Origin of the sequence: Secundilactobacillus paracollinoides DSM 15502 = JCM 11969, from assembly GCF_001311135.1 — a bacterium.
In the GTDB taxonomy this organism is placed as follows: domain Bacteria; phylum Bacillota; class Bacilli; order Lactobacillales; family Lactobacillaceae; genus Secundilactobacillus; species Secundilactobacillus paracollinoides.
In genome coordinates this window covers 23,168-33,441 of sequence record NZ_BBAG01000038.1, presented here as the reverse complement: position 1 = coordinate 33,441, position 10,274 = coordinate 23,168, and the positions used below count along the sequence as shown (strand labels likewise).

The following is a 10,274-nucleotide window of genomic DNA, read 5'->3' as shown; positions in this document are numbered from 1 at the left end:
ATGACATCGCGTACGCTTTACTTTTCAAGGAATTATCCTACCTCTATTGTAACTGGCACTATCGCAACTAAAAATGGTCAACTCAGTCTGTTTGCCCAAAATCAGACAATTTTTGACCATTATGAATTGCGTTTGCTACCGAACCATCAAGCACGGTTTCCGCCCGTTTGACCAACGCTTCTTGCGGTTCCGCCAACCCGTTTGCCAGCCATTGCACAAGCTGCATCACAAGTGCCCAACCAAAGAAGTTGACAATGGCATCCCGCAACGCCGGTTGGACGTGCGCGTCAACGTCGAGCACGACTGCGGCCACCATTCTGCTGGCAACGTCATACAGCGTATTTTCCAAAATATCACGCGCCAGTGAGTGAAAACTTTTGAGGCACAACTCACGGTTATCAGCGATGTACGCTAGAATCAGCCGGTAACCGTCTTGCCAGCGGTTGACTCGCAAGTAGTGGTCACTGAGCTGGTCAACGATTTCACGTTGAAACGTCCATTCCAAGAGGGCGTAAAGGTCCTCAAAATGATAATAAAACGTATTTCTGGTGACTTGCGCCTGCTGTGTCAGCAGCTCAATGGTGATCTTATTGAACGGGGTGGTGGCCATCAGCGTTTTTAATGCCTCGGCCAGCTTCCACTTAGTTGCTTGGGCTTTAATCGTGATCAACTCCTGTGCTAGGTTCTATGTCTAGTTTACCGCGAAATGGAAGCGGTAACTATGGTTTGTGCTAAATTTTAAAGACCGTTTTTTTAAAAATAAAACGTTATTTAAAAAATAATAATAACGTTTGAAATATGAAATAAGGTTTATATATCATTTATTAAGTGCTATTATAGGCCTATAAGCACCTAACAGTAACGTTTTATTTTGAGCAAAGGAGTATTGGCAGATGACAACAAAACCGATTACTTTAATTACGAATGTGAACCAGTCGATGGGGGTCGAAATTGCCACGCAACTGGGGCAGGCGGGGCACCATGTTATTCTTGGCGTTCAGGATAGTCAACGAGGGGAACGATTGGCTGTCTCTTTGGGAAAGCAGGGCATTCAAACCAGCGTCGTTCAGCTCGATGCGACCTGCCGCGCGTCAATCAATGGTGCCAAGGCGTTTATTGAAATGAACTATGGTTATTTGACAACGCTGATCAATAATGGCGGCGTCTCCTTTGATCGCCAATTTTCAGCGACAACCCTATCATCGTTTGTGATGCGACAGGATTTTGAGACCAACTTCTTTGGCATGGTGGACGTGACTCAGGCGATGTTGCCTCTCCTAAAAAAAGGAACATCCGCTCAAATTATTAACGTGACTGGTCGATTAGCTGGTGTGTTGCAGTCTAAGCATATAGGGACTGGTTATCGGGCATCGCAGGCAGCTGCCAATCAGTATACGATCGATTTACGCCAAGCGTTGAAGGACTCATCGATTACCGCAAATTTTGTGAATTCGGACTGGCTGGAACAGCATATTAGTGCGGGACGTGAGGTTGTTGTTCATGATCCAACGTTGCGGCTGGTGACGAAGACGTTGCAGCGAGGTGACCGGAGCACGCGCCGAGCATTGCCTTCTGGTGTGCGTTTTGACAGGGCGGCCGAGGAAGCGGATTAGAAGCCGACTGCGGTGAGTAGAAGAGATAGTAAAATTGACTATTAAAACCGCGTTTCAGAGCACTGTTTGGGTGACTGGAACGCGGCTTTTTGTTGTGGGTTATAAAAAGAGGTAGCTTTGATTTTTGATCTTTCTAGCCTGCGTAGACTAAACGAGTTCCGCAGGCACGGGGCTAACGTGTAACGGACTCCGGCCAAAAAGTCAGACCCGGACTTTTCGGCCGGAGTCCGTTACACACCACCCCTAACCCGCCTTGCTCCACTCTCTACTCCGCTGTCAATCCCCCATCCACCACAAACTCCGCACCTGTCGAATAACTGGCATCATCCGAAGCCAAATAGAGCACCATCTTCGACACTTCCTCTGGTTCAGCAATGCGCTGGAGGGGAATTGTCTTGGCAAATTGAGCCACTGCGTCATCCGTATCACCCTGGTGGATCATTGGCGTTGAGATAACGCCTGGGTGCACCGAATTGACCCGGATGCCGTAATGGGCCAGTTCTAGCGCAGCCGCCTTCGTCATTCCACGCACAGCGAACTTCGTATCTGTGTATCCGATGGCACCGCCGACTAACCCGTTAATGGATGAGACATTGATGATGCTGCCATGACCCGCATTTTTCATTTCCGCAGCGACATATTTCATGCCCAAGAAAACGCTCAGTTGATTAATTTTGAAGATCTTTAAATAGTCCTCAGTCGAAACATCAAACAGGGATTTTGCGTAGGTGATTCCGGCGTTGTTGACCAGAATATCAATTTGACCAAAATGAGTCATTGCTGTTTTGACAACGGTCTGCCAGTCACTTTCGCTTGCCACGTCTTGCTTGACGAACACTGCGTTATCGCCTAACTGTTTGGCCGTTTCCTGGCCTTCAGTTTCGTTGAGATCGGTTAAAACGACTTTAGCGCCCTCTGCGATAAATAGCTTGGCGTGCGCGGCGCCCATTCCTTGAGCGGCACCCGTGATAATTGCAACTTTACCCGTTAATTTTCCCATAATTCTTCAAGTCCTTTCTAATTGGCAGGTTCATCTGCTTCAACACATTTTGCTAATGTTGCTTTGATCGAGGCGACGACATCATGGTCTTTGATCCCCAGAATGGCCGTTTCATCAGGATCAGTACACTGCGCTTCTTCCTGCAATTTTTCGGATAACGTAATGTGAATACCGTGTTCCTTGCCAGCGGCAGCCGTTTGGGCATCGAGTTGTTCGAATTGCGGCTTTAATTGGTCAAATGGCACAACTGGAACTTGCGTCATTGTTTCTTGGTGAAGCGCTTCCACAATCATGTCATAGAAATCTTTGTAGGCCAAGTTATATGCATTTATGGCATAGGTGTGGCGGTGTTCCCCGTGCTGGAGGCACCCACAGCAGCTTCAGCCACCTGCTCAACCGTCACAGCGAGGTGCTGCCCTTTAACGCTGGGTAAACAGGCTGGTTACGAATCTGATCCACAAACATTTTCCAAAGCGGCATTCGACCTGGCATGGTGCCGAAGATGTATGGAAGCCGCAGAACAGTCACGGTCATCGCACCTTCACCCTCAGCAAAGGCAACCTGTTCTTGTAATAATCGCGTGTTTGGATAGGGCTGCAACTGATAGTCAGGATAGGTGTCGCGCCATAGGCTGGCAAATTCGGCGTTGTAAGAGCCAAAAACAACGAAGTTCTTGACGCCTGCTTGTCGCGCTAAACGGGCCAGACGTTGGGTTGGGAGCACATTTGCGTGGTAGTAAAAACTGAGTGCGGGGGCTTCCGGCAAAGCACGTTCGTCAGCGCCAGCGGCATACATGAAGCCGTCACAATCACTCAACAGGTCAACCACTTGCGCATCTGATAGCTCGTTAATGTTGCCGAGACTGAGCTCAACGGTGCTTGGCAGAAGGTTATCTGCCGGCATTGGCGGTAATGCCATTGTTTTGACTTGATACCCCTGGGCTAGCAATTCCTTAGTGGTGTAGTACCCGAGAAAACCAGTACCACCTAAAACAAATATTTTTGATATATGTGCCATCTCCTTGCTTGATATTAATTTCACAACCAGTATAATCGGAGCTGAATAAAAATAGTGACGATTTTTCCGCTAAGTGTTCGAAAGGAGACACAAATGAATTCTGACTACCCATACGTCAGTACCAACTACCTGTCTAGTCATTACAAACCACAGGATCTGAGTATTGCATTGGAGACGATTACCGCAGATGTTGCACCGTATATTCGCGATGAAGCCGAATTCTGGGTCGTCACTGCTGGCACCGCTGAGGTTGAGATCAACGGGACGGCGTTTCAATTGACAGCGGGGGATGTGGTTCAGCTGATGCCACATCAGATTCGTCGCGTGTCGCTAGCAGGTGAAACAACATTGACGATGTATGCGATTCGGCTCTCCATGGGACTTTTACTGCTGTCCTCCAACGATGAAAAACAGTACGCTGTTGCCCTGCGAAACGCTGAACACTTCTTCCCAGTCGTGCATCTAGCTGCTGATTCAAAGACGTTCTTGGAACAATTTTGCGCTAATGCAGTTCTGCAAAAACAACATCATCCGGCTAATTCTGAAAGCCTGAATCTGGCCCTGACTTCCTATCTGATCTATTTGTTTCACGTGGAACCACACGTTGCCGTTTCTGTATCACAAGACGAGCAACCCTGGGTCTGGCTGCGCTATCTGCAATTTCATCATCCGTCGCATTTAACACTGTCGGGGATGGCAAAAGTGTTCGAAACGACAGCTCAGGAGTTGCAAGCGGCGCTCATTGAACTGACTGGGTTTAACTTTAATCAACTCCTAAACCAGGTACGTATTCGCAACGCGGCAGCTGATGCAATTTCCGGAGTTGAGTATCCGCAAGATTGCCGCTATCTGCGGCTATCGAACCATCAGCACGTTTTACTATCAGTTTGAAAAAATCAACACTGTTTCGCCGCAAGCTTATCGGGATGCACTTAAAACACACCACCAGTTGGTCGGTAATAGCGATGGGTGGACTATTGGCGTCTACCTCTTTGAACACTGTGCGCAACCGTTGACCTTACCTGAAGTTGCCCAAACATTGACTTATTCTGAAGATACAGTCAATGAACGCTTGTTAACCTATTTTTGGCAAACGTTTAAACCGCTACTGAATCAGTTTCGGTGCGAAGTTGCCCGACCGCTGGTGTTGGGCAGTCGACTGACGTTTAATCAGATTGCGGTTCGGGTCGGGTTTCAGGATAGCGTCAGTTTTAAACGGAATTATCAAACGACTTGGCAGGTGACACCGCGACAGGACCGGCAGCGGAACGTTTATGAGGTGGTTGCGGGAAAGATCGTTACGCGGCGTGGGTAGGAGCTCTTGTGTTGGGGCTTTCTTAATAAAAGAAACCTTTTAGTGATTGACTATGTATTTAGCGCACCTTTGCTTTTTTAAATATTCAGCCAAGTCAACTAATTCATGATTGGGTCTTTCTAGGCTATATTGCCGTAACGAGTTCTGCAATGGGAGCTTTACATTGTTGGGTGATTCAAAATAGCACTTTAATGTCACTTCGCTCCACGGTTCGGCCCTGCCGGCTTAGGTGGGGTCGCTCCGGGGAGTTATTGAATGTCTTTGCAGAAATTCAAGGATCTCCTACGTCTCCCTGTGATCGTCACAGCTAATAAGTCGTCGAAAGTGGTATCACGAAGCCTCTAAATTAATCGCTACTGGTGACTGACACATCATGGGAAGCATTGCTGTTAATAGCCTTAATAGCGGTCGAGGGCGGATTCTTCGCGAACAAGGTTTAATGCTATTGTGATGCTTAACTAGTGGCAAAAAGGGTGCTCAACGTCAGTGGAATGGAGCAATTTGGTACGGAGCTGTGGTGTCGACATCAGTTAGCGACCGTACTTTGGTCGGTTACTGATGTGCGAGACGACTGAGATCCACTCGAGAGCTGCGCAGCAGAAATCGAGTTAGCTCAGTCGCGAGCCACCACACGGCCTGCCAAATTACGGAATGCAACGGACTATCACCTAACATTGGAATGCCCTTGGGGCGCCTTGCTTCACTCTCATCTCAATAACAGTTAAAATCAAGTTAACTCATTTTGACTGGAGGCATTCTTGTGGCTTACGATTACGATACGATTATTATCGGCGGTGGCCTGGTGGGTTAGCCGCAGCTTATGGATTAGTTGGTAAGCAAAAGGTGTTAGTGATTGAAAATAATTTGTGGGGCGGCACCTGTCCTAACTTTGGGTGCGATCCCAAGAAAATGCTTTACGGGGTCGTTGAATCCAAACGACAAACGCAACGGTATGGGCAAAGCGGCATTACTGGGGCAGTCAACATTGATTGGCCAGCATTGATGAGTTTTAAACGCGGCTATACCGACAAGATTCCTGGTGGCACCCATGATGGATTAGCGTCTTCAGGAATTGCTACGTTATTTGGCAGCGCCGAATTCGTTGACGCGCACACCCTGCGTGTGAACAATAAACAAGTGACTGGTGATGCCATTATTATTGCAACGGGGGCGACACCAGCGATTCCTAACGTGCCAGGGAAGGCACATTTTCAAACGAGTACGGATTTCTTATCCTTACCTGAACTACCGCATGAAATTGGGTTTGTTGGGGCCGGCTACGTTGCCATTGAACTGGCCAATATCGCAGTTGAGGCGGGCGCAAAGGTGCACGTTTTCCAGCACAACGATAAGCTGCTTCGTGGTTTTCCGGAAGCTGATACGGCAGTGCTTAAAGAAACTTTGGCTGCTAAGGGTATCCAATTTCACTGGAACACAACCGTTACAGGCGTTTCTGAAGCAGGCAGCGGCGTTATCGTTCATACGGATGACGAAGATGTTGCCTTGGATACGATCTTTGCTGCAGCGGGTCGGCCAGCCAATATTGCGGGGCTAAACCTTGATGCTGCCGGCATTAGCGCGTCAGCTAAAGGTGTTGAAGTGAATGACCACTTACAAACGGCGGCGTCAAATGTGTACGCGATTGGTGATGTCATTGACAAGAAACAGCCGAGTTTAACGCCAGTCTCTGGGTATGAAGGTCGGTACGTTGCTGCCAGCATTCTAGGTCAGCAGGCGGCCATCAGTTATCCACCAATTCCGCATACAGTATTTGCGGGACCTGAGCTCGCCCAAGTGGGGGTAACGGTGGCAACTGCCACAGCGCATCCTGACGACTACGACGTGCGGACATCAAGTGTTGGTTCTTGGTACACGTACAATCGGCTCCAGGATAAAACGGCACGGGTCACAACGATTATCGATAAGGCTAACCAACAATTGGTGGGGGCCGTGGTTCTAGCGGTGAATGCTGAGGAACTGATCAACACGTTCTCCGGCATTATCAGCCGACATGAAACTGCGGCGGAAGCCAAGGATTGGATGCCTGTTTATCCAAGTGCTGAAAGTGACCTGCAGTATTTTTATTAAGTTATAAAAGACAATTTTAAAAGTAAACCTCAGTGCCGAAACGGCTGCCTGAGGTTTTTTTGTCACTGGAAAATTATTTTTTGAATTTTGTTGACAGGAAACAAAAACAAGTTATAATGTTTCCTATCAACAAAATTTAAAATAATTAAGGAGCACCACTAAAAATGACAAAATTACTTGTAATCATGGCACACCCACACACTGAAACAACTGGAAAATCCGTTCAGGTTGCCCAAACCTTTATTACGCAATATCAACAAAACCACCCAGAAGACGAGATCGTTGTCCGCGACCTCTTCACAACGTCGGTGCCGCCACTCAACGACGAGACCTTTGATGCTTGGCTCAAGGTGAAGTACGGCAAGACACTCAACAGCGATGAAGAAACTTTACTGGCAGCTCATTCAGACTGGCTAGAAGAGTTTGTAAGTGCTGATAAGTACGTGTTCGTCAATCCAATGTACAACCATTTCTTGCCGGCAGAACTGAAGTCCTACATTGACGTTACAGCAGTGACCCGCAAGACGTTTAAGTACACGGCAAACGGCCCAGTGGGATTATTGACCGGTAAGAAGGCACTGCACATTCAGGCCGCCGGCGGGCTATATCACGATCCAGAGCATCCAAACGCGCAAGCTGATTTAGGCGACAGCTATCTGGACATGATCCTTAACCTCTACGGGATCAAAGATACCAATAAAATTTTCATCGAGGGCTGCGACCAAATGCCAGAACAAACTGCGACCATTTTAGCTGCAGCGAATGACGAAGCGACCCAGTTAGCCAAAACATTTTAGTCTCAGGCGTACCATCAATTTGGTATACTGTCACTAGCATGAAAGAGATGGGGCCGATGACATGACGAAAGAAATGGAAAACCGGATATTTGATGAACTCCGCCAGATGATTACGGAACGGGACGCCGTGAATCGCGAACAGTCGTGGATCGTTAACCACCTGGAAGAGCCAGCATTAAGTGCGATGGTCCCGAAAACGTCGATCGTAGGGCTGCACATCCTGTCGGCTTTGAAACGTCAGGATATGACGGGCATCGAATTGGCACAAACGCTAAATGTGACTCGTGGTGGCGTCACTCGGGCCGCTAAGACATTGCTGAAACTGGCGTTGATCTCAAGTTATAAACAAGCTCAAAATCAGAAGAATTTGTATTATAAATTGACGACAAATGGGCGAACGATTGCTGACACACACGATGAGATGCACGCGACGCTTGAAACACAGCGGTTAAGTGTGATTCATGAAAAATATAGCGATGATGACTTAGAACTCATCGGGAATTTTCTTCACGATATGTTGTTGGCTGAAAGAAACTTTAAATAGGCCCCTTTAAGCGCCCCATCTAAAACTTGGTTTAGATGGGGCGCTTTATAGCGGTATAAATCACGCGTAGAAAGCTAGTAATCCATTCAAATTGTGTTATATTAAAGAAAATGATTTTATTAAATACAATTAGCAATTAACACGATTTGAAAGGATGACTCGTATGCTCGATGTAAAGCGGTCGCAACAAGAAACAAAGGCATTGTCACGGATGGACGATTTGGTGGCGCACGCGGTTAACGCCAGCAACAATGTGGTGTCTGCCACCTATTTAATTCAAGCAAGCCAGCAGTTGACGACGTTAGAAACGGTAACGGATGATGATCTTAGTGAGATCGATACTGAATTTTGGCAGTTAAATGACCTGATATTAAGCGGTTTTGCTGCGAGTTATATGAACCATACCGACCGAATTGGCCAATGCTATCAGGCATTCCATGAAAAGGTCACAACGATGCTGGCCTAAATTTTTGAAGGTGGCGTCCGAAATTAAGAAAACGGTTTTGATTCTCTGCAAAGGAGACTCAAAACCGTTTTTTTAGTGGCTCGAACCCATTTAAATATCAGCTAACAAATCGTTAATGGCGGGAATAGCAGCGCCAATTGCAACGGAGTGGTCGCCGACTTTCCCAAAGCGCAGGTATTCTTCATTTTCTGGGAAAACGGAGCGTTCCTTGAGCCGCTTCTTGAGGCGTCGTAAATGGTCTCGTTAAGATACTTTGTCAGCTCGCCAGCGATGATCAACGGCGTATCGATGAACATGTGCAGATTGTAAATGGCATCGGCTAAGTAGTCGAGGTAGGTTTCAAACCGTTTGACCACGGCCTTCTTCTTTTGATGCAGGTCACTGAAAAAGCTGGCCAGTGTTTCGTTTGGCTGGAGCAATGAACTTAAGGAACAGTACGTCTCAATGCAGCCGCGGCGGCCACAGTAGCAGACTGGCCCGTCGACAGCGTTCAGTGTGATGTGTTCCATGGTGCCGTCACGCCCGCTGGTACTTTTAAGCACCTGACCGTTAATAATGATGGCGGTCCCGATGTGTTCGTTGATCGACAGGAAGATGCCATCCGTTGGGGTGCCCGCAAATTCGGCAACAGCCACGCAGTCCGCATCATGGTAAAAGGTGACCGGGAATGGCAGGTACTGGCTGAAATCTGATGTTTTCATGCCGGTGCCACCCAAAATCTTGCCGTAAAGGACCGTTGTACCGTCGTTTGAGATCAATCCTTGGATACCGATCCCAGCACCGGTGATTTGGTTTAAACTCAATCCCTTGTTGCGGATCAGCTGGAGTAGTTGCTGACTGAGCACCTCGCAGTACTCAGTATCGTTGGCAAAGGGAATGTTAACAGTATGTAGCGCTAAGATGTCGTTACGCAGATTTATAATCGCAATTGTGGCGTTAGTGCGGTAAAGTTCCACACCAATACTCAGACCAACGTTTGGATCAATCGAATAAGCCGTTGCCCGACGTCCGATCAATGATTTTAACTGCCCGTTTTTCATAACGAGTTGTTGATTGATCAACTTTTGGAGATTGGTGCTGACAGTGGGGAGGCTCAACCCCAGCTCATCGGCAATGTCTTGCTTGGACAATTTGTCATGCGCGTACAGCAAATGGTAGATGTCAGAATAGTTTGATTGTTGAATCGATTGCATATTACTACTCAAAATGGGGCCTCCTTTCTAAAGTGTGATTAAGCTAAGTTTAGCACAATCCGGCAAAATAAAAACCGACTTATTAAAATATAAAGCAGGTTTTCAAAATTGGGCAGTGAAACAATTGATAGCGATTTCACAACCACTATTTTTTTGTTCATTTCTGATGATTTTTTGTTAAAAACAATACATATAAGAAGCCCGGTAGAATGTTTAAAGTGAATTATTGTGAATAAAATAA

At 47.1% G+C, this 10,274-nt stretch carries 11 protein-coding genes and 1 pseudogene; 7 read left to right on the top strand and 5 right to left on the bottom strand.

The window, feature by feature from the left end; genetic code table 11:
• Window positions 1–82: 82 nt before the first annotated feature.
• Window positions 83–670, bottom strand: coding sequence for a TetR/AcrR family transcriptional regulator C-terminal domain-containing protein (locus JCM11969_RS11660; protein ID WP_225353274.1), 588 nt, complete (start codon window positions 668–670; stop codon window positions 83–85).
• Window positions 671–893: 223 nt separating this feature from the next.
• On the opposite strand from JCM11969_RS11660, the gene JCM11969_RS11655 reads away from it, so the two are divergent.
• Entirely contained in the window at window positions 894–1,613 is a 720-nt protein-coding gene (locus JCM11969_RS11655; RefSeq protein WP_054711427.1) for an SDR family NAD(P)-dependent oxidoreductase, read from the top strand.
• Window positions 1,614–1,878: 265 nt separating this feature from the next.
• Here the strand turns inward: JCM11969_RS11655 and JCM11969_RS11650 are convergent, their stop codons facing one another.
• From JCM11969_RS11650 to JCM11969_RS19205, 3 genes are all read right to left on the bottom strand, one after another.
• Window positions 1,879–2,613 (bottom strand): glucose 1-dehydrogenase, encoded by a 735-nt coding sequence (locus tag JCM11969_RS11650; protein ID WP_054711425.1) that lies wholly within the window; start codon window positions 2,611–2,613, stop codon window positions 1,879–1,881.
• A gap of 17 nt (window positions 2,614–2,630) precedes the next feature.
• Entirely contained in the window at window positions 2,631–2,930 is a 300-nt protein-coding gene (locus tag JCM11969_RS19210; protein ID WP_225353273.1) for a hypothetical protein, read from the bottom strand.
• An 82-nt stretch (window positions 2,931–3,012) separates the two neighbouring features.
• The gene (locus JCM11969_RS19205; RefSeq protein WP_225353272.1) at window positions 3,013–3,630 is read right to left on the bottom strand and encodes an NAD-dependent epimerase/dehydratase family protein; all 618 of its coding nucleotides are present in this window, start codon (window positions 3,628–3,630) and stop codon (window positions 3,013–3,015) included.
• Between the two features lie 93 nt (window positions 3,631–3,723).
• Between JCM11969_RS19205 and JCM11969_RS11640 the strand changes: the two genes are divergently transcribed.
• From JCM11969_RS11640 to JCM11969_RS11615, 6 genes and pseudogenes are all read left to right on the top strand, one after another.
• Window positions 3,724–4,521 (top strand): cupin domain-containing protein, encoded by a 798-nt coding sequence (locus tag JCM11969_RS11640; protein WP_054711422.1) that lies wholly within the window; start codon window positions 3,724–3,726, stop codon window positions 4,519–4,521.
• Window positions 4,439–4,945 (top strand): helix-turn-helix domain-containing protein, encoded by a 507-nt coding sequence (locus JCM11969_RS11635; RefSeq protein WP_054711420.1) that lies wholly within the window; start codon window positions 4,439–4,441, stop codon window positions 4,943–4,945. Before JCM11969_RS11640 ends, JCM11969_RS11635 begins: the two co-directional genes overlap by 83 nt.
• Window positions 4,946–5,705: 760 nt before the next feature.
• Window positions 5,706–7,033 (top strand): annotated as a pseudogene (locus JCM11969_RS11630) (dihydrolipoyl dehydrogenase family protein).
• Between the two features lie 164 nt (window positions 7,034–7,197).
• The gene (locus tag JCM11969_RS11625; RefSeq protein ID WP_054711418.1) at window positions 7,198–7,830 is read left to right on the top strand and encodes an FMN-dependent NADH-azoreductase; all 633 of its coding nucleotides are present in this window, start codon (window positions 7,198–7,200) and stop codon (window positions 7,828–7,830) included.
• A 61-nt stretch (window positions 7,831–7,891) separates the two neighbouring features.
• Complete coding sequence (locus JCM11969_RS11620) at window positions 7,892–8,374, top strand: winged helix DNA-binding protein (protein WP_054711416.1); 483 nt, start codon at window positions 7,892–7,894, stop codon at window positions 8,372–8,374.
• A gap of 163 nt (window positions 8,375–8,537) precedes the next feature.
• Complete coding sequence (locus JCM11969_RS11615) at window positions 8,538–8,840, top strand: hypothetical protein (RefSeq protein WP_054711414.1); 303 nt, start codon at window positions 8,538–8,540, stop codon at window positions 8,838–8,840.
• A 101-nt stretch (window positions 8,841–8,941) separates the two neighbouring features.
• Here the strand turns inward: JCM11969_RS11615 and JCM11969_RS11610 are convergent, their stop codons facing one another.
• Entirely contained in the window at window positions 8,942–10,045 is a 1,104-nt protein-coding gene (locus JCM11969_RS11610) for an ROK family transcriptional regulator (protein ID WP_225353271.1), read from the bottom strand.
• Window positions 10,046–10,274: the final 229 nt, after the last annotated feature.

What these genes read in the sequence shown, in the direction of transcription:
- JCM11969_RS11635 (WP_054711420.1), top strand. Translation starts at nt 4,439, where the DNA reads ATGCAATTTCCGGAGTTGAGTATCCGCAAGATTGCCGCTATCTGCGGC.
- JCM11969_RS11615 (WP_054711414.1), top strand. Translation starts at nt 8,538, where the DNA reads ATGCTCGATGTAAAGCGGTCGCAACAAGAAACAAAGGCATTGTCACGG.
- JCM11969_RS11655 (WP_054711427.1), top strand. Translation starts at nt 894, where the DNA reads ATGACAACAAAACCGATTACTTTAATTACGAATGTGAACCAGTCGATG.
- JCM11969_RS19205 (WP_225353272.1), bottom strand. Translation starts at nt 3,630, where the DNA reads ATGGCACATATATCAAAAATATTTGTTTTAGGTGGTACTGGTTTTCTC.
- JCM11969_RS11625 (WP_054711418.1), top strand. Translation starts at nt 7,198, where the DNA reads ATGACAAAATTACTTGTAATCATGGCACACCCACACACTGAAACAACT.
- JCM11969_RS11640 (WP_054711422.1), top strand. Translation starts at nt 3,724, where the DNA reads ATGAATTCTGACTACCCATACGTCAGTACCAACTACCTGTCTAGTCAT.
- JCM11969_RS11620 (WP_054711416.1), top strand. Translation starts at nt 7,892, where the DNA reads ATGACGAAAGAAATGGAAAACCGGATATTTGATGAACTCCGCCAGATG.
- JCM11969_RS11650 (WP_054711425.1), bottom strand. Translation starts at nt 2,613, where the DNA reads ATGGGAAAATTAACGGGTAAAGTTGCAATTATCACGGGTGCCGCTCAA.